The sequence below is a fragment of the Enterococcus raffinosus genome, assembly GCF_019175485.1.
GTDB lineage: Bacteria > Bacillota > Bacilli > Lactobacillales > Enterococcaceae > Enterococcus_A > Enterococcus_A raffinosus.
Genome location: NZ_CP072888.1, coordinates 1143781 through 1161933, shown reverse-complemented (window position 1 = coordinate 1161933; position 18153 = coordinate 1143781). Strand labels below are relative to the sequence as shown.

The window sequence follows — 18153 nt, the reverse complement described above, 5'->3', positions numbered from 1 at the left end:
GCAATATTTAACCTTTTCGTTTGGTAATGGCTTCGTGCAAACCCTGCATATACGTAATACCCATCGCGCGATCGTATAAGCCATAGCCAGGTCTGGCAACCTCACCCCAAAGTGTACGGCCATGGTCTGGACGAATCACGCCGTCAAAGCCGACATCTACTAAGGCCTCCATAATTGCGTACATATCTAATGAGCCCTCCGTAGATAAATGTGCCGTTTCCTTAAACTTCCGATAGCCTAAGAATTCTACATTACGGAAGTGGACAAAGTTGATCCGATCACCAATGGCATGAATGATTTCGACCATGTCGTTATCCGGATCTGCACCCAAAGCTCCAGTACATAGAGTGATGCCATTATATGGAGAATCAACTATGCTGGTAATTCGCTGCAAATCCGCAAGATTTTTTGTAATACGAGGAAAGCCAAAAATTTCCCAAGGTGGATCATCTGGGTGAATCCCCATTTTCACATCCGCTTCTTCACAAATCGGAATGATCTTCTCAAGGAAGTATTTCAAATTATCAAACAGAACCTCTTCAGTCACCCCTTCATACATTTCCACTAACGAATTGAATTTGTTAAGCCGCTCTTCCTCCCAACCAGACAACTGGAAGCCTTTTGATTGACTGCTGATTAGTTTATACATGTCTCCTGGTTCCATATTGTCTACGACTGCTTGATCGTATAATAGAGCCAGACTGCCATCTTCATTTTCATAATTCAGCGTTGTTTTTGCCCATCCGAAGATTGGTTTGAAGCTGTAACAAATCAGATGGACCCCACATTCTGAAAGATTTTTGATTGTCTGGATATAGTTCTCGATATACTGATCTCGTTCAGCGGTACCTGCCTTGATCGCATCATGAATCGCGACGCTTTCTATTCCTAATAATTCTAAATTTTCTTTTTCAATCGATTCTTTTAACTCTCTTATCTCAGAAACTTCCCATACGTCGCCGGGTAATTTGTTCAGTAATGTTCCCACTACGCCGTTAATGCCTGGTATCTGTCTCACATGATTTAAAGGAATGGAGTCGCCTTTCTCTCCATACCATCTAAAGCCCCATTTCATTAATTTAGTCTCCTATTCCTATTAAAAGTCGTCTTCGTCTTCCTCATCTTCAACCTCTGAAATATGCCAAATAGCTAAGCTATCTGAGCCTTGCTTCATAACCGCTGGTGCTGCTTCTTCAACGGGGGTACTCAAAATTTGATGATTGATAGTTTCTAACAGCATGGGTAAATTTACTCCGCCAATGATATAAACCTTTTCTTGAAGTGTTGGATCTAAACCATTGGTAATCAAAACAGATTGATTATAAGGACTGGCACTAACCAAGTCCGTTAAAACAATAACCCCGTTCTCCTGATGGACCTCTTTGACTGCTGCTTCAATCTGTTTTCCCAATTCTTGAACATCATCTCCGGGATTTAAATTGACTGTCGCTATATTATTCGTTGTCCCAACAATCACTTCTGCTGCATCCTTCAGCCCATCACTTAAATTTCCATGTGTTGCAATTACGATCCCTAACATAGGTCCTCCCTTTCTCTCACTGAAACAAGCTCGTCACAGTGGCTATATTTTCCATATTTAATTGCTTTTCCTTTAAATCAGCTGGATTTAAATAAAAAGCGCGATTCTCTTGATCTGTTCTTGCACTGAAAATATAATTTACCTTCTGATCAGAAGCTTGATAATCCATATTTTCATGAATGATTTGGTTATTCGGTGATTCACCGACAAGATGTAATGGCGCTGGCGCACCTATACTGTCTAAATAATAAATTTTACAACGTCCATTTGCTTGTTTTTGCAGCTCGTCCAAACCTTTAGTGCCATAGCTGCCTTCATCTAAAAAAGCATAGGCAATATTTTTCTGTTTATTTTCCGCGATCATCTTCAGCATCGTCAATATCGACGACGTATTGCGTACCAATGTTTTTCGATTAGACAATCCCTTTGTTACTTTTCCTAACAAAGCAAAGTAGCCTGCGTAAATCGCCATAATCACAAAAGTGCTGAGTGCGTTCCATTGAAAAGAATTTGGTGCAAAACGCATATAGACCAGCGTACCAATGATTCCAAAAAGAATTGCGGCTATTGAGCTTAGCAAAATAAACTTGGTCGTCTTCTGCGCTTGGTCTTTCCGATCAAACAACTGATACGAACCAAAACTTTCAGGAGGAGTATCATAGAAGGTGCAAATGATGCGATCCGCTTGTTTGATATTACCAACATAGACATTTCGCGCCGCGTATTTTTTTTGTTGATCGTATTCAATAACACGAACATCTTTCCGCATTTTAGCGATATCCGTTACCAATGCCGCAAGAAATCTTTTTTTACTCTTTTCAGTCCGCCGCAATCGATAAACGTATTGGTATCGAAATAACCAATCCTTGAACCCCTCTGTTTGCTCCATCTATGCTCTCTCCTGTTCTTTCAGTCAAAAAATTCTACAAACCGAATTGTTTTAGTACATCTTTTAAACTGGATTTTGGTGCAGCTGGTGTTGCTTGGAAATAAATATCTTCGACACCATGATTTTCATTCATATCTTTTAATCGTTCTGCATCTTCTTTGTTTAGATAAACAGATTTCGTCACGAGTAAATCTTTCTCAGGATCTTTTTGTGCAATCCCGCCAATATTTAATTCTTTCATTGGCACACCGTGTTTTACTAAATCGTAAATTACACTGACTGTTTTTGTGATCAAAATACAGTTGTATTCTTTAAAATTGAATTCATCCCAGTAAAATTTCGCTTTTTCCGGAGTAATCACGATGGTCTTCTGTCCTGTGCGGCTGCCAGCATTTTTATATAGATCACGCATAAATTTATCCTTCGCCACTACTTCGTCCACTACGAAAATTGAATTCACTCCACTTTTTTGTGATAAGGTCATCATTACTTGTCCGTGGATCAACCGTTCATCCACTCGAGCTAGATTAATTACGCCCATTTCATACACATCCTTTTCAAATTATAAGATTCCGATTCCAGCTAGAACAATTAAAATCAAGGTTAGCCAGAGCAATGCTTGTGTTACTTTTAACCCTTTTTTCGTGTAGAACCAATACACACCCATTACAACAGCTAATGGCAAAATACCAGGTACGATTTGATCGAGAATCTCTTGAATAACAAACTTCCGTCCAGAAATAGCGAACTTCAAGGTGGATTCAACTTTTACATAATTCCCGGCCAAAATCCCCATCATGAACAAACCTAATACGGACAACGCTTCGATCGCTGTTTGAACACCTGTACTTTGCATTAGGCCTGTCGCATTTCGACCCATAGTAAAGGATTGTTTCGCAAAGAAGACCCCTAACGCCGCTTGATACAAAGCGAAGAAAACAAATGGGAACAAGGCGCCTAAGGCACTACCTTGTTGTGCCCAAGGAACGGCAATCGCGATGAAAATATATTGAACGGTCCCTGAGTCGATCGCATCACCGATTCCGGCTAACGCTCCCATCAAACCAGCTTTCGTGTTGTACATTAAGTCATCTTGCATCAGAATTTCTTTTTTCTCGTATTCTTCTTGAGCGCGCTGCTGCTCCATGGATGACATTAACCCTGTAATAACGCCGCCACCCCAGCTTAGCTGTGTGTTGAAAAATAGTAGCTGGCGTTTATAAGCGGCCTTTAAAGCATCGTCGTCTTTATATAGCTTTTTCAAGATTGGCATCATGGCATACAATAATGATGGTGCCAAATAGCGTTCGAATGAATGAGGAATCTCATTTGCGAAATGCCATCTCAGATAGGCTTTCGTAACATCTTTACTGGTAATCTCTTCAGGTGCTAAGCTTTTATTTTCTGCTTGATTGGTTGATACTTCAGTCATGTTTTTTCCCTCCTAGTAATAAATTAGAACCCGTCATCGTAATCGTCGTCATCATCAAAGGATGCTGCAGAACTTTGCCCTGCCGATTCGGCTGCGGGTGCCGCACCTTTGCCTTTTTGTGATTGTACGAAGATTAGCGCGATCAAGACCCCAAAAATTGCGTAAGTAACCATCGTGATCTCAAGGGACTTCAACACAACACTCATGAAATAAGCAAGGAAGAAAAAGACCATGTAATCCTTTCGGCCAATAACATAAACCGTTGTCGCGATTCCGATCGCCGCCAAACCGCCACCAACTACTTCAAGAATATGGATGACTACTGTTCCTTCCAACGCATTGATGACATCCGCAATAATTGGTGCACCTAAATAAAGAGCAATAAATACTAATGGAACGAACAAAATAAAGGACGCCAACGTTGGGTATAAAATAATCGAGCGTTTGATTGCTTTCGCATTTAAGTCTTCTACCGCCTTATCTGTATACTTCCCTAAGAACGTATTAATGAAGAAACGGAACTGATACAAATAACTCCCCAACAGTCCAACGGGTACGGCAACGGCAATCGCCGCTTCTGGTTTTAAATTCCCTAATAACGCTACTGGAACCGCGATAGCAGCAGCGATGGATGGTTCTGCCGGCATTGATCCGCCAGGTGAGAAAACCCCCATATAAATCATTTGCAAAGCGGCCGTCACGATCATGGCTTGTGCCACATCTCCCATGATAATCCCGACGATCAAACCGGTCATTAAAGGTGAAAAACGCAAGGTTAGCGTTGCTCCGCCTCCTAGCCACCTAGACATTACCGCGGCGACCCACAAAGCGATTAGTAAACTCTGCATTACACTTAAAGTATCCATAATTTCCTCCTCATTCGTAATTAAATCCTGTATTTAAATTGTTAATCACTCTCTTCAATAGCAAGAAGGAGCAATTACTTTTTTTCTAAATAGTTCTCTAACTCATTCATTGATTCCTTCAAGAGCTCTTTTGTAATTGGGATCGGAAGCAGGTGGACCTTTTCCTTTGAATCAATAAATGCAACAATCTGATCGATAACTGCTTCATCTTCTGGAAAGAGCTGCATCTGCTTTAATGACATCGGCAATCCCAATTCTTGATAAAAAGGCAGCAGCACATCAATTTGTTCCCATTTCTTTTCCACAGCTAGCTGGTAGAAAATGCCATAGGCAACTTTTTCTCCATGTAAGAAATCGTGACTGTTTGGCAAATACTTGCTCATGCCATCATGCATCGCATGGGCGATCGCGTTCCTTGCATATTTATCTCCTAAGCCACCAACTAGTCCGGCAACAGCAAAGACAATTTCAGATAGATGAACAAATTCTTCTGATACTATGCCAGCTTGCATATCTTTGATCGCTTTCGCTGAATTGTTTAGAATCGCTTCTTTACAAAGCGCCGCCGTATACCCAGCCAACTGAAGAAAGGGTTCATTTTTTAAATGATCCTGCTGCAAGATTGCTTCTGATTCATACCATTTCGCGATCGTATCCGCTAAGCCTGCGACAAAGTAATTCACTGGTGCATCAACCACTAATTCCGGATCTGTAATGAAAAAGGACGCTTGGCGCAAGAAATGTTCACTCTTTCCTTCAGATTCCCCACTTTCTTTGTACATCACCGATAAAGGCGTCCATGGTGCACAATTACTGGCAAGTGTTGGGATCACGCCAAAATTTACATTCACTCTATGTGCCGCGTAGCCGACAAGATCCGCCAGCTTTCCGCCGCCAACGCCAATAATGAAATCAATTTGATTGGTTTTTACTGCTTTTTCAATTTGTTCGGCACCATAATAACTGCACTCTCCGGTGTATCGTAAAAAAGAAAAATTATAGGCTTCCTCACCTAAGAAACTCAGAAACGGCTTCGCTTTCTCAAAAGAAACTTGACCATGAACAATTAGCACATTTTTAGCTGAGAACTCCTGTAAAAGCATTGGCACAAAATCAATAGCACCAACGTTGTACCGATAAAACTGCGGTCCTACTTTTACCTTTAAATCAGTTAACACATTTGCTCACCTTCCTAACTGACTACCTTACTTTCTGCTTGGACCGATCGTTCCGGAATTTTGCCAGCGACGACATCTTCAACATCTCTCAGACATTTCGCCCCCATTTCCTGTAGACACTCCATCGTATAGGCGGAGGTATGAGGCGTCATGACCACATTGCTAAAGGCCAGATAGGGATGATCGCTGCGGCCTGGTTCTTCTTCTAAAACGTCGGTGGCTAATCCCGCGATTTTCCCTGATTTTAAAGCGCTGACAATTGCTTCTTCATCAAGTAAAGCGCCGCGAGCACTATTCGAGAGATAAACATTGCCCTTCATCTGGGCAATTTCTTCAGTGGAAATCATATGATAGTTCTCTTCATTAAGGCTGGCACAAAGACAAATAATGTCTGCTTCCTTCAGCAATTCGGGAAGGTCTACTTTTTTTGCTCCATAGCTTTCAATATGCAGCGCTGACTTGTAGGGATCATAGGCTAATACGTGACAGCGAAAGCCATTCCTTAACGTCTCCACAACACAGCTGCCTGTATTTCCGACACCAATAACGCCGACTGTTTTATTAAAGAGGGTGCGGCCGACAAAATTAGCACGATCTTCCCAACTATCATTTTTCACACTGATATCCGCTTCAACAGTCTTTCTTAAAAGTGCTAACAGGTTCGTAATATTATTTTCTGCAACGGCATCCCGTTCAACTAAAGCTGGAATAATCGAAACTAATGTGCCGTGTTCTCGTGCGGCTTCAATATCAATATTGTTGTACCCAATGCCGTGTCTCGTAATTAAAATAAGTTCATCCTTATAGTCAAAAAATTCCTGCGTAAAAAATGGAGTGACACTTGCAATAATGATATTGTAGCCCGCCAACAGCTCTGCCAATTCTCGTCCACCAATTTCGCCATCTACTGTAAATGAACGAACCTCACCGATCTTTTCCAATCGTTCCAATTGATCGTGAAAAATTTTGCCGAAACTACTTGAATTTACAATCGCTATTTTGTATTTTCCCATCCTTAAAGCTCCTTTTTGTCTTGTTTGACTCTTCCTGACAAATCATTTCTACCTCATTCATTGATTCATTGATTCTTTTCTATCCAACTCCCTTTCATAGACTATTCAAAGTCAAGCGTCCTACGGAAACCGATTTCTGATAACGCATTCAACCTTATGCCTTTATTATACAAAAAAATATTTTTTTGTAAACAGAAAAAATAAAAAATATTTTTGTTGATTTTTTTTTCGTTTCCTAGTATCTTATGAATAACTACTTATGAGATAAAGGAGGATTGCCTATGTCTAGCCCTATTCACTTACAAATTAAATCCATGTACAACGATTTTAGTCCGAAAGAACAAGCGATTGCCGATTACATACTTGAAAACCCAAGTAAGGTTAGCCACAGCTCTATTAGTGATCTTGCAGCTGAACTGGGGATTGCTGACTCCACTTTTTTTCAATTCACCAAAAAATTAGGCTTTAACGGCTTTAAGGATTTCAAGATGGCGCTATTGAAACAAGAAAATGATCTTACCGCGATTACGATTCACGAAAATGTACAAAAAGATGATTCGGAATTAGTAATGGCGCAGAAAGTTTTCGATTCAAATATGTCAACTTTGGTCGATACAAAGAAACTATTGAAGGAACAAGACCTAAAACGAGCGGTAAAAATGATCTCAGATTCAAGGCGGCTTTATTTCTTTGGCGTGGGAGGCTCTGAAATCGTAGCGACTGATGCCTATCATAAATTTTTGCGTTCTCCTATTCCAGTCGGTCATAGTACCGACTATCATCTTCAATTAATGGAGGCTTCCTTACTTACAGAGGAAGATTGCGCATTGTTTATCTCCCATTCTGGAAAATCGAAAGAAACCATTCATATCGCTGAAGCAGCTAAGAAAAATGGCGCGAAGGTTATCGTAATGACAAGTCAGGCCCACTCACCTTTGGCAAAATTAGGCGATGTCGTGTTTATTTCGATCTCTGAAGAAATTGAATTTCGCTCTGAAGCATTGGCTTCTCGAATCGCTCAATTAAGCATCATTGATTCTCTCTATGTGATTTTGATGTTCCACAATCGTGAGAATGCACAAAATACCATCACTAAAGTTCGAACAGTCATCCAAAGTCTAAAAGAAAATAAAAGCGAATAAAGAAACAAAAAAAGCGCCGCAACTTAGTTAGCGTGTTCTAACTAAGTTGTGGCGCTTTTTCAATTTATCCCCATTGCTTAATCCCTTATGATTCAAACTGAAAATCTAACTAATCACTCCATTGAATGAGAACTTCAGCTATTATACATCACTTCTTATTATTAAAGTATTTCTCCATCGCGGTATTTGTAGCGTACCCGCTTTTGCAATATAAGCATGAATCCCTGTATCATTGGACCTAATAAAATAATAGCAAATAGCGTTCCGATTCCAACTGAACTTTTTAATAAAAGTCCTCCTGCGACAATCACGAAATCCAACAATATCCGTCCCTTTTGCAGGGATACTCCTAGTAACTCACAGGTACAAAACATCATACCTTCCAAAGGTCCCGATCCTAGATTCCCAGATAAATAAATTGCGGTCCCTAAAGCCATTACAACAAAACCTAAAAAAGAAGCGACAAGACTATTCTGCAAAAGAACAATCCCTTCAAGAAAAGGAGCTGCTCGGCTAATCGTTTCCCCTACCAGCAGCGTGTTAATGATACTGCCAATGCCCAACATACTCCGTTTGTAGAAAAAAGTAATGAGTAAAAAAACTAAACTAATTAATTGGCTCCAGCGTCCAAATGGAAGGGGCGAATAATTCATAAGACCTAAAATCAAGGTACTGACTGAATCAAATCCTTGATTGGCGATCACGATAATTTCTATGCCGACGCCCATTAAGATCGTTCCCGTAAAAACTAAACCGAGCCGATTGAATACTTGCTTATTCATCAGCATCCACCATGGTTTTCAAACGGAGAATAAATTCTTCATAGTCCTCACTCATACTTAGCTGCTTCGTATTGATTGGTTCTGAAACAATCTCAATAAATTTTTCAAAAAAGTCATTGAACTCATTGGCTTCCTCCTTGTTGATGGCAATATAAGCAATAAGCTTAATGGACTGATCCGCCCATACTAGCGGGTCCTGTAACGTCATAATTGCCACACCACTTCTTTCAGCCTCCAATTCTACTGAATGGGGCACCGCGATCCCTGAAGGAAAGCTCGTAGGAGACATGCGTTCACGTTTTTCCACTCTTTCAAAGAACGCAGCATCTACAAAGCCATTCTCTAACATTCGTTGATTCATCTGCTTCCGAATTTCGATTGGCTTTAATCCAGCGGGATCGATTTGATTGAAATATAATTCTGGTAAAATAAACTTTTCAATTGATTGATACATCCGTCGTTTTTCTCGCTGTGATTTTAGCGAATCCATTCGTTTTTCAATTTTTTTAATATCTTTAGTCGTCAAAAAAGGATGAATGAAAACAGAGCCAGCAAATTTAGAAGCTATTTCCCGATCTGTCGTCAGTAGCAAATCATACTCTTTAGAAAAATGTTTACCTCTTTCTGTCACTAAAACATGGACTGTTTCACCAAAATGCTCTTTGAGCTGTTTGCTAAGATTGCTCGCGAGATCATGGTAGTTATTCACGATTAATTGAATAGTCACTTGATTTTGAAAGTGCTTTTGTGTCTCAAGGAACGAGCCAATATGTAACGCAATGAAGGAAATTTCGTCATCATTGAACCAAATATCCAAACGATCTTGAATCAAAGAAGAAATATAGACTGCTAAATCATAAATTAATGGATAAGCTGTTTTTAAATCTAAAAGACTGCTATTACGGGTGAAGGTTTCGTAATGTGAACGATAATAGAGACTTTGTAAATGAATGGCTAATTTGTTGAAAAACTCTTCATCATGCAGTTCGACAAGATAGGTGCGCTCTACTTCTGCTAACACATCCTGTAGCGCAACAATAATCTTCTGATCAACAAAACTAGAAAGCTGTTGATTGTCTTGTTTTGTCAGCGTTTCATTTTGCATTCCAATAAATAATAAAGACAATTGCTCTAATTCAGCTTGAGAGAAATGAATGTCGTACTGCTGTGCCAACTGATCGCTGATCTCCTCTGCGATCAGAAATTCTGGATGATGCTGTATCTGTGGATTAGCCAGACACTTCTTCAAGCTATGTCCCTGTCGGATACGTTCGATGCTAATTGCAAAATGCAGGACAATATTGTTCAAAGAGTATTGATTGATTTGAATCGAGTGTGTAGACAAAACTGCTTGAATCGTTTGTTGAAGATTGTCTAATGAGATGTAGCCGATCATTTGCTGAATACTGGCCTTCAGCTTTTCCTGCAGATCGCTTTCATTGTACAAAAGTGAGATAAGATAGCGCCTTTTTGCACGTTCAGGTCCCGTTAGCTTGATAAAATCTTGTTCAAAAACGATTTGGATCGCATCATTAGTTATTTCTTTTTTTAGTTGCTGAATATCATTTTTCAATGTTGACTCAGAAACGAACAGTTTTTCCGCTAACTCATAAAAATCAACACCTTCTGAAGAATGCTTTAGCAGCTCCAAAAAAATACGAGATTTTCGATCTTCGAGTCCCTTTGTTTGTATTTTTGCTTCTGGGTTTAACTGGTAACCCAAATGACTCGTCAAAATGAGCGCCTGATTGTTCTGGTTGATCCGAGCAACCCGATTGCGAATCGTACGAGTCGTACAATTACTAAATGATGCCAGTTCGTCAGAGGTTACCCAACGTTTTTTCTTCGTCAAGTAGTCAACCAACTCCTTTTCTTTTTTCGTCAGCACAGGAACACCTCCATTCAAAGAAAAGTTGATCCAAAAGATCAACTTTTCAATTGGTTATAATGTTTCGCCATTTGATGCAATCACTTGCTTGTACCACTCGAAGCTGTCTTTTTTAATTCGCTTGCCAGACCCTTTGCCTTCATTGTCCAAATCAACGTAAATGAACCCGTAACGTTTCTCCATTTGCGCAGAAGAACAACTGATAATGTCGATGGGTCCCCAAGCACAATAGGCGATGACATCAACACCATCATACATCGCGCACTTCATCTGAGTGATGTGTTCAGACAGATAAGAAATTCGATAATCATCATGTACTTGACCATCTACTAATTCATCATACATACCAAAACCATTTTCAGCGATAATGATTGATTTGTGGTAGCGATCCCAATATTGAGACAATGAATTATACAAGCCTTGGGGATCGACCGCCCATCCCCATGGATTGGCTTTTAGATTAGGGTTGGGTGTCACGGATGAAGGACTCATGGTATTTTTAGAGGCGTCCACCATTTGTGAATAGTAATAAGAAAGCCCTAAATAATCCATTGGATGATCTTTTAATAATTGCTTATCCTCATCTGTAATCTCTAAATGAATATTGTTTTCAGCAAAATAATTTAGAGCATACTGCGGGTAAGCACCTTGAAACTGAACATCTGTATAAAAGTATTGCATACGATTGCGGCGTAAAGCTAAATTCACATCATCTGGGTCACAAGAATAAGGATACGCCGTACAATCAGCCATCATCGTTCCGATCTGCATATCAGGATTAATCGTTTTAGCGTAAGCTGCTAATTTCGCACAGGCTACGAACTGGTGATGAACGGCTTGGAAACTTGCCTCTTCATAATTATCGACGGTATCGTAGGGAATTGCTGTTGAATTAAAGGGCTCGAACTGGATTAGATTGACTTGGTTGATGACGATCCAATAGTTCACTTTGGCTTGATAGCGTTCTAAAACGACTTTTCCATATTTAACAAACAAATCGATCACTTTGCGATTGTTCCATCCGCCATACTTCAAAGTAATCTCAACAGGTGTTTCATAATGCAAAATAGTAATGATCGGTTCCATTCCCAGTTCAATAATTTTGTCGATCAGACGATCGTAATAGGCTAGCCCTTCTTCGTTTGGCTCCTCTTCCTCACCGGTCGGAAAAATTCGTGTCCAATCGATGGATGTTCGGAACGTTTTAAAGCCCATCTCACTAAGTAATTCCAAGTCTGACTCATACGTATGATAGAAGTCAATCCCATGACGTTTTGGATAGTAGCCCTCTGTGTCCGCCAGATTCGCTTGGACATCCGCCAATGACATTCCCTTATGCTGTTCTTCGGCAATCTCGGCATTGCTTTTATCTGGATAATACTTGTGCAAGTCGGCTAAACTGATGCCTTTTCCAGCTACTTTGTAGGCACCTTCTGCTTGATTCGCCGCGATTGCTCCACCCCATAAAAAATTCTTAGGCATTCGATAATTTTTCAATGAAATTCCTCCTCGTATCTCTGTAGCATTAACCAATCAAAGGCTCTCTGACTGGCTAAGCGTACCTGCTATTTTTGGTCAAAAGCTTCGAATAAGCGAATCAAATGTTCGCCGATTAAAATCTCGCTTTGTGCAGTCATTAATGTATCTTGCGCATGGCAAAATAAGGTAGAATAGCGAATTTGTTCGCCGGATGCCTCTAGCTGCAACGTATCCGTTTGCAATCCATGTGCGATCACTATTTCTTTACGTGCCGCTGCTACTTCTTCTTTTGCTTGAGTAAAATCCTTCGCCTCTAAGCTTTCTAACGAATGAACCAAGTGATCTCGTGCACTGCCGGCGTGAACTAAGATGTTCATAGACAGCTGGTTCAACTGGTCATTCTCCTCTAAAAATTTCGTCTCTTCCATAGGTGTCCTCCTGCTGATGACTAATCGTGCATCTTTTTTTATTGTACAGCTTCGGCTTCCGCTTCTTCCAAAGCCTCTTGTGCTTCTTGTTTAACTAATGAATTGTCGTAGGCCTTAAAGAATGGCAAAAAGACCAGCCAAGTAATAACGAAAATCACTGCACAAACAATGATCGCTCACCAATCCTGTGTTGCTAAGTAGGAAGTGAATGGATACGGCATATACCATAACAAGAAGGTACTAGATGGTACGTTGACCAAGCCCACTGACATTGTTACGTAGGCGATTGTTGGAACAATAATGCTGTTGATCCACATCGGGACCATCAGGTAGGGATTAAAGGCGATCGGTGCACCAAAAACTAACGGTTCATTGATATTAAAGATTGAAGGAATAATTACCGCTTTTCCAATAGCCTTCAATTGCGCAGACTTACTTAACAACAGCATCATCACAGATAATGCTAATGTCGTTCCAATTCCACCCATTGAAGAAAAGGCATAACAGGTTTCCTGTGTTGCGATGTTTAAGGCCTGTCCACCATTCGCTACCGATTCAGCATTTGCTGCTAGTCCAGACATATAGACTGGATAGACGACTGGCATCATAACCCAGCCAGAAATTCCGAAGGTATACAGAAATACTGGGATAAAGACCGATAACACAAAGCCTGGGTACGATTGGACAATGCTAGCTAAAGGACTGAAAACCAATAAAACCACATCGAAGAAATCGATTTTGAATTGGAAAGTGATTAACCAGCCGACAAGCAAAATGAACGTAATCGGCAGTAAACTATTGAACCAGCCCACCACAAAGTCTGGAATTGGGGTGTCTTCATCGAAGAAAGAATATTTTACTGCAAAATTCATAACAAACCCGACGAATAAGCCTGTAATCATAGAGAGAAACATCCCCGTAGCACCAAATCGAGAAAGAATAAAGACGGCTTCTCCTTCTGCTGTCATCGTGGGGAACAAAAGCATCATGAATAATACCAATGAAGCTGCGCCAGAAATCAATTTCTGTCCGCCATAACCTTTTTTCTCCATTAGGTAATAAGGAATCAAAAAGGCCACGACTAATGCGTACATTCCAAAAGAGAAATTACTGATCATCGAAAAATCAGGCATTCCACTAAAAATGTTTTTTAGTAATGAAACGACTGTTACCAATGAACCGACGAAAACAAGTGGTAAGGCTACCATAATCGAATCCTGAATGGCTGAAATCCAAGGATTCTTCACTACCTTATTTACTTTCGGTGCAAAAGAATTCGTCATAAAATTCATGATTTTATCCATCAGCTAACCCTCCATTTTCAAGATTAAGTCCAGAGCTTTCTCTCCGTTTAGTGTTCCATAGACAGCCTGCGGAATCACCGCCGCTTGGACATTTTTGTCCTTTGTTTGTTCTTGGAGATCCTTCAGCATATAGGACAGATGTGGACCAATCAGCAAGTAATCGATTTCATTAATACGATCATCTAACTGCGATTCACTTGCCGCCTTAACTGTTACCTCTACCTTTCTTTTTTTTGCTGCTTTTCTGATCGCCGCTGCCATAAACCCGCTAGAAGCACCTGACCCGCATATTAACAAGATGTTTTTCATTTCCTTCACCACTTTCATTTATTTACATGCTCATTATAGGAAAATTAAATCTACTTCGACAAACTTACTTTTTTCCTAGAGCTGGGAAAAAGTACCCTACTACTCGATAAATATCCCATTAGAAAAGAGTGCAACTATTTAAGTCCCACTCTTGTTTCAATTATTTAATTCACCTACAAAGTTCTTACTAGCGAACCAGAACGCTCGATTATTCTTTTATATCTTTTCTACTTTAATTCTCTCAAGGTCATCAGCAGTGTTTTAAAACGCTCTTCTGTTAGTAACGATTGAAATTCTTCTGAGTGCTCAATTAAATCGGCCATTCCCTTAGCAATAAACGCAGGGGAGACAGAAGGATCTTTTAGCTCAAGTCTATCAAAAAGCAAATCATCCAAGTTTTCATTCAAGGCAAAGACCGTCTTTAACGCCGGAATAAATTGTTCTAACTCGAGCAGCGCCGCTTGGGTATCTCCTTGTATAGCTGAAATCTCAGCCTTAGATAAATAATAATTTGCATTTAATCCACTGATTCTGTCCATATGAAGCAACTTATCAAGTTCAATGCCGATTTCTAGAATGGCCTTGGCTTTATCATATTGTTCATAATTTCTTGCGATTTTTACTAAATTATAAAGGTGCAGACTGATATCCCGTACTTGTTGGAATATGCACATCTGACTTAACTTTAAGGATTCCTCAAATTCTTTCTTTCTAAAAAGAATGTTGGTTTTCATCATTCGTGTGTCATAATCCGTATTCGGTAATTCTTCAATCACCTGTTCAGCTTTATCTAACTCATCATTCATCATGTATAGCCCTGCTAATATGTGAAGGGACGCGTGTCGGAGTTCGAGGGTCTCTGAAGAACGGAGTGCTTCAAAAAGTCGTATAGCAGCAGTTAACTGCTGATTTGCCAACTCTTCATCGGAAGAAGCGCCTAAATAGAACATATACAGCGAGGCCAAACGAAATTTTAAGCCATCATCGTTCGGATACTCTCGCAGCAAAGATTGACAATACGTCATCGCTTCTTGACTATTCCCCTTCTCAAAAATAGACCGAGCGTCCTTTTCAAATCGAGCTACTTCGCTGTCACTTAGGTTTCCTTTGAAATTGACCAGTCGATCTACGTTTGTTTTTAATAGTCGTGCCAAAGGACTTAGCAATGAAATATCTGGATAGGTACTGTCTGTTTCCCATTTTGAAACAGCGGCTGTCGATACTCCTAGTGTAGCAGCGACCTGCTCTTGAGTCATTCCTTGATCTTTCCTAAGCTTCTGTATTGTTTTGCCCATCAACAATGCCATCGAAATCACTCCTCTCTTTTCACTCTTAGTGTACCATTATCAGGTAATGATTATAATGGAGTGCTTGTTAAACTATTTGGTGTTTTTGTTAACCATTGAGACTATAAAAAAAGCATAACGATCCAGCTAGGAAACGTTATACTTTTATAAATCATACAGTTGCTAAATACTCAGAGAACTTATTCAAGCCAGCTATTAACTCCTCCGTACTGCAGCCATAACCGATTCGAACACAGGATTCAAACTCAAAACAATCCCCCGGAGTAAACAGCAAGCCATAATTGTTGATTAAATCAAGACAGAGCTCTCTGCTTGAACGATCAAAATCATAATAAAGCAATGTGACCGTTCCCGCTTGAGGTTTGACATATGTGATATGAGGTTCCTTCGCTATCCATTCATCTAAAATTCTCAGATTTTCTCGAATGATCTGCTGATTTCTCGCTAAAATCTTATCCTTATTCTCCAAAGCAATCGCCGCCAACTCTTCATCAATCATTCCGCAGCTGATCGTATTGTGGTCACGATGAAGCAAACATTGCTCCATCGCTTCTTTATTTTTCGTTGCTATCCAGCCCAAGCGCAGACCGGCTAAAGACCACACCTTAGACATGCTGCTAACACTGATTCCTTTGTCATACAAATCAGCGATCGATGGACTTTCCACCTCAGCCTGAGTCAATCCGCGATATGTCTCATCTGAAAGAATGTACGCTCCCACATCTTCAGCAATAGCGATGATTTCTTCTAACATCTTTCGATTCATCAAAGAACCAGAGGGATTGTTCGGATTATTTATAATGATCAGCTTTGTTTTTTGACTGACTAAACTTCTAACTTCCTCTATATCCGGTAAAAAATTATTTTCTGGTGTCAACACATGCTGCTTCACAGTTGCATGAAAAGACTCTGGAATCGAATATAACTGTTGATACGTCGGTAAAACAGCGACCACTTCATCCTCTGGCTCGACCAGTGAATAAAGGACTAAATGATTGGCTCCGATCGCACCATGCGTCGTTGTGATATCCTCTTCTTGAATCGTTTGATACAGTGAAGCAATCCCTTGCTTGAAACGTGGGTTGCCGAAAATATGCCCATAAGTCAAACGCTTTTGTGTCAGTTCATTCAACACTTCTTGTTTATCCAATCCGGCAATTTCAAACAATTCATCCATACTGATTGAGTCAACGCAAGTTTCTCCTGTATTATAGATCGCCTTCTCCTCGTGCTCATTCATCCAGAGTTCTACTTTAAATGGTGCTATTTTCATTTAGTTTCTCCTCCCAACACTCATTGAATCCGTACCTGTGAATAGTTATTCGTTAATTATAGTTGATGAGTTTGGAAGTAGCTAGAGGGAATTCTCTCTGATTCCTAGCACATGTTAAAAATCGGTACGAATCAAATAAGCATTGAAAATAAACCCTATCCTCTAATAATCAACGCTTCTTTTTACTTGAATTAAAATTCTTTATAAGATTACGTGTCTTCTTATTTATTTTTTTGGACGAACTTGTCTCAGTGGTTGGGGATTTACTTTGCTTATCAGTACTTTTCTCATTCATCGCTCCAGCCACTACGGGTACACGCAACTTCTCTTCAGTTCGCATCATCGTAGATAGTGTTCCCTGCTGAGTATCACCTGTACTATCTAGTTTGGTTTCCTCTATATTCCTCGCATTCATTTGTGCAAGATGCTTTGAGCTAGAATCGTCAGACCATAATTCATCAGTATCACCCATTATTTCTAACTGTTCCGCCTGTACAGCAGCTTCCACTTCTTTGAAGATTCCTTTAATCAGTATAATCAGTTCGCTTTTTGTCATGGATTCTAAATTCACTTCTTCAAAGAAATCCCCAGTTACTGTTGATTCTGACGGGCTTTTTTCTATAGTAGTTTCCTTATTTTTGACAGACTCCTCCGGTGATTTCTTCTTCGCTGCTCGTGAAGAATAGATGACTGTCGTCCCTGTACATTTACAGTCTAAGAATTTCGCAAAACGACGCACCCCATCTTTTTCAAAAATAGTGAAGGAGTTAAATATTCTCAAAATACGCTGGTTTTCTGCAAGTGTATTGCGACCATCCACGTCTCTCATACGAAACGTATGCTTTTTGCCATTCGCATCGTCAAAGTGGGCCACCATAATATAACTCTCATAGTGCTCTTCAAGCACGGCAGTTCCTCTATTTTTCAAATAGCTGTCATAAAGACACATCGTCTTGGTTTCCTTAAAATACTCCTTCTTACTTTTAAACAGACGAGAAATGACCTTTTCCCATTCTGACTCTTCCACATAATCTTTCAAAAAAGGACAAAACTTTCTCACGACATCACTTGGTTCTGCATGGAAAAGCAGTTCTTGAACCACTTCTGGACAAGGGAAAGAAAAATCACTTACCACTAACGCGTTTCTCACAATAAGCGCAACAATGTACTCTGTCACAAGATCAACATTTTTTGTCGCTTCCCAAAATTTCTTTACTTTCACTTCAATGTTGGCTCTCTTCATTGTTAGTAATTGACGCTGTGTAAGTGGTTTGCTTTCCATTTCATCCGCTCCTTTTGAATGCGTTTTCTTAAAAACTATTT

General features: G+C 40.0%; 17 protein-coding genes and 1 pseudogene. 1 reads left to right on the top strand and 17 read right to left on the bottom strand.

The annotated features are described in order from the left end of the window. Positions 1-7: 7 nt before the first annotated feature. The 8 genes from uxuA to J9537_RS05645 all read right to left on the bottom strand — a co-directional run bounded on the left by uxuA (position 8) and on the right by J9537_RS05645 (position 6918). Positions 8-1075 (bottom strand): mannonate dehydratase, encoded by a 1068-nt coding sequence (gene uxuA, locus J9537_RS05680; RefSeq protein ID WP_218257044.1) that lies wholly within the window; start codon positions 1073-1075, stop codon positions 8-10. Positions 1076-1096: 21 nt separating this feature from the next. Next, positions 1097-1540, bottom strand: coding sequence for a PTS sugar transporter subunit IIA (locus tag J9537_RS05675; protein WP_218257043.1), 444 nt, complete (start codon positions 1538-1540; stop codon positions 1097-1099). A gap of 16 nt (positions 1541-1556) precedes the next feature. Further along, a complete protein-coding gene (locus J9537_RS05670) occupies positions 1557-2429 on the bottom strand; it encodes a hypothetical protein (protein WP_218257042.1) in 873 nt (290 codons plus the stop codon). Between the two features lie 34 nt (positions 2430-2463). Next, positions 2464-2970 carry a PTS sugar transporter subunit IIB gene (locus tag J9537_RS05665; protein WP_218257041.1) on the bottom strand — a complete coding sequence of 169 codons (507 nt, stop codon included), beginning with the start codon at positions 2968-2970 and terminating at the stop codon, positions 2464-2466. Positions 2971-2991: 21 nt separating this feature from the next. After that, positions 2992-3861 (bottom strand): PTS system mannose/fructose/sorbose family transporter subunit IID, encoded by an 870-nt coding sequence (locus J9537_RS05660; RefSeq protein WP_010744447.1) that lies wholly within the window; start codon positions 3859-3861, stop codon positions 2992-2994. Between the two features lie 23 nt (positions 3862-3884). Next, on the bottom strand, positions 3885-4727 hold the full coding sequence (locus tag J9537_RS05655; RefSeq protein ID WP_010744446.1) for a PTS mannose/fructose/sorbose/N-acetylgalactosamine transporter subunit IIC: 843 nt from the start codon (positions 4725-4727) through the stop codon (positions 3885-3887). Between the two features lie 74 nt (positions 4728-4801). Beyond that, positions 4802-5905 carry an iron-containing alcohol dehydrogenase family protein gene (locus J9537_RS05650; protein ID WP_218257040.1) on the bottom strand — a complete coding sequence of 368 codons (1104 nt, stop codon included), beginning with the start codon at positions 5903-5905 and terminating at the stop codon, positions 4802-4804. A gap of 14 nt (positions 5906-5919) precedes the next feature. Continuing rightward, positions 5920-6918: a D-isomer specific 2-hydroxyacid dehydrogenase family protein gene (locus J9537_RS05645; RefSeq protein WP_218257039.1), complete on the bottom strand. Its 999-nt coding sequence runs from the start codon at positions 6916-6918 to the stop codon at positions 5920-5922. Positions 6919-7199: 281 nt separating this feature from the next. Here J9537_RS05645 and J9537_RS05640 point away from each other — a divergent pair, with 281 nt between their 5' ends. Beyond that, positions 7200-8060 carry a MurR/RpiR family transcriptional regulator gene (locus tag J9537_RS05640; protein ID WP_218257038.1) on the top strand — a complete coding sequence of 287 codons (861 nt, stop codon included), beginning with the start codon at positions 7200-7202 and terminating at the stop codon, positions 8058-8060. A 161-nt stretch (positions 8061-8221) separates the two neighbouring features. On the opposite strand, the gene J9537_RS05635 is transcribed toward J9537_RS05640, so the two are convergent. The 9 genes and pseudogenes from J9537_RS05635 to J9537_RS05595 form a co-directional block, all read right to left on the bottom strand. Further along, the gene (locus tag J9537_RS05635) at positions 8222-8842 is read right to left on the bottom strand and encodes a YczE/YyaS/YitT family protein (RefSeq protein ID WP_218257037.1); all 621 of its coding nucleotides are present in this window, start codon (positions 8840-8842) and stop codon (positions 8222-8224) included. Beyond that, a complete protein-coding gene (locus J9537_RS05630; protein WP_218257036.1) occupies positions 8835-10730 on the bottom strand; it encodes a BglG family transcription antiterminator in 1896 nt (631 codons plus the stop codon). The genes J9537_RS05635 and J9537_RS05630 overlap by 8 nt, the downstream gene beginning before the upstream one ends. A 54-nt stretch (positions 10731-10784) precedes the next feature. Then, complete coding sequence (locus tag J9537_RS05625) at positions 10785-12212, bottom strand: glycoside hydrolase family 1 protein (protein ID WP_218257336.1); 1428 nt, start codon at positions 12210-12212, stop codon at positions 10785-10787. Between the two features lie 83 nt (positions 12213-12295). Next, positions 12296-12637: a PTS lactose/cellobiose transporter subunit IIA gene (locus tag J9537_RS05620; RefSeq protein ID WP_010744438.1), complete on the bottom strand. Its 342-nt coding sequence runs from the start codon at positions 12635-12637 to the stop codon at positions 12296-12298. A gap of 38 nt (positions 12638-12675) precedes the next feature. Continuing rightward, positions 12676-13941 (bottom strand): annotated as a pseudogene (locus J9537_RS05615) (PTS sugar transporter subunit IIC). A gap of 3 nt (positions 13942-13944) precedes the next feature. Continuing rightward, positions 13945-14250: a PTS sugar transporter subunit IIB gene (locus J9537_RS05610; protein WP_028021270.1), complete on the bottom strand. Its 306-nt coding sequence runs from the start codon at positions 14248-14250 to the stop codon at positions 13945-13947. Positions 14251-14477: 227 nt separating this feature from the next. Further along, positions 14478-15557, bottom strand: coding sequence for a helix-turn-helix domain-containing protein (locus tag J9537_RS05605; protein ID WP_218257034.1), 1080 nt, complete (start codon positions 15555-15557; stop codon positions 14478-14480). 151 nt (positions 15558-15708) lie between these two features. After that, positions 15709-16830 carry an aminotransferase gene (locus tag J9537_RS05600; protein WP_218257033.1) on the bottom strand — a complete coding sequence of 374 codons (1122 nt, stop codon included), beginning with the start codon at positions 16828-16830 and terminating at the stop codon, positions 15709-15711. 169 nt (positions 16831-16999) lie between these two features. Then, positions 17000-18112 (bottom strand): hypothetical protein, encoded by a 1113-nt coding sequence (locus tag J9537_RS05595; RefSeq protein ID WP_218257032.1) that lies wholly within the window; start codon positions 18110-18112, stop codon positions 17000-17002. Positions 18113-18153: the final 41 nt, after the last annotated feature.

What these genes read in the sequence shown, in the direction of transcription:
- J9537_RS05625 (WP_218257336.1), bottom strand. Translation starts at nt 12,212, where the DNA reads ATGCCTAAGAATTTTTTATGGGGTGGAGCAATCGCGGCGAATCAAGCA.
- J9537_RS05675 (WP_218257043.1), bottom strand. Translation starts at nt 1,540, where the DNA reads ATGTTAGGGATCGTAATTGCAACACATGGAAATTTAAGTGATGGGCTG.
- J9537_RS05645 (WP_218257039.1), bottom strand. Translation starts at nt 6,918, where the DNA reads ATGGGAAAATACAAAATAGCGATTGTAAATTCAAGTAGTTTCGGCAAA.
- J9537_RS05610 (WP_028021270.1), bottom strand. Translation starts at nt 14,250, where the DNA reads ATGAAAAACATCTTGTTAATATGCGGGTCAGGTGCTTCTAGCGGGTTT.
- J9537_RS05670 (WP_218257042.1), bottom strand. Translation starts at nt 2,429, where the DNA reads ATGGAGCAAACAGAGGGGTTCAAGGATTGGTTATTTCGATACCAATAC.
- J9537_RS05605 (WP_218257034.1), bottom strand. Translation starts at nt 15,557, where the DNA reads ATGGCATTGTTGATGGGCAAAACAATACAGAAGCTTAGGAAAGATCAA.
- J9537_RS05665 (WP_218257041.1), bottom strand. Translation starts at nt 2,970, where the DNA reads ATGGGCGTAATTAATCTAGCTCGAGTGGATGAACGGTTGATCCACGGA.
- J9537_RS05640 (WP_218257038.1), top strand. Translation starts at nt 7,200, where the DNA reads ATGTCTAGCCCTATTCACTTACAAATTAAATCCATGTACAACGATTTT.
- J9537_RS05655 (WP_010744446.1), bottom strand. Translation starts at nt 4,727, where the DNA reads ATGGATACTTTAAGTGTAATGCAGAGTTTACTAATCGCTTTGTGGGTC.
- uxuA (WP_218257044.1), bottom strand. Translation starts at nt 1,075, where the DNA reads ATGAAATGGGGCTTTAGATGGTATGGAGAGAAAGGCGACTCCATTCCT.
- J9537_RS05595 (WP_218257032.1), bottom strand. Translation starts at nt 18,112, where the DNA reads ATGGAAAGCAAACCACTTACACAGCGTCAATTACTAACAATGAAGAGA.
- J9537_RS05635 (WP_218257037.1), bottom strand. Translation starts at nt 8,842, where the DNA reads ATGAATAAGCAAGTATTCAATCGGCTCGGTTTAGTTTTTACGGGAACG.
- J9537_RS05600 (WP_218257033.1), bottom strand. Translation starts at nt 16,830, where the DNA reads ATGAAAATAGCACCATTTAAAGTAGAACTCTGGATGAATGAGCACGAG.
- J9537_RS05660 (WP_010744447.1), bottom strand. Translation starts at nt 3,861, where the DNA reads ATGACTGAAGTATCAACCAATCAAGCAGAAAATAAAAGCTTAGCACCT.
- J9537_RS05620 (WP_010744438.1), bottom strand. Translation starts at nt 12,637, where the DNA reads ATGGAAGAGACGAAATTTTTAGAGGAGAATGACCAGTTGAACCAGCTG.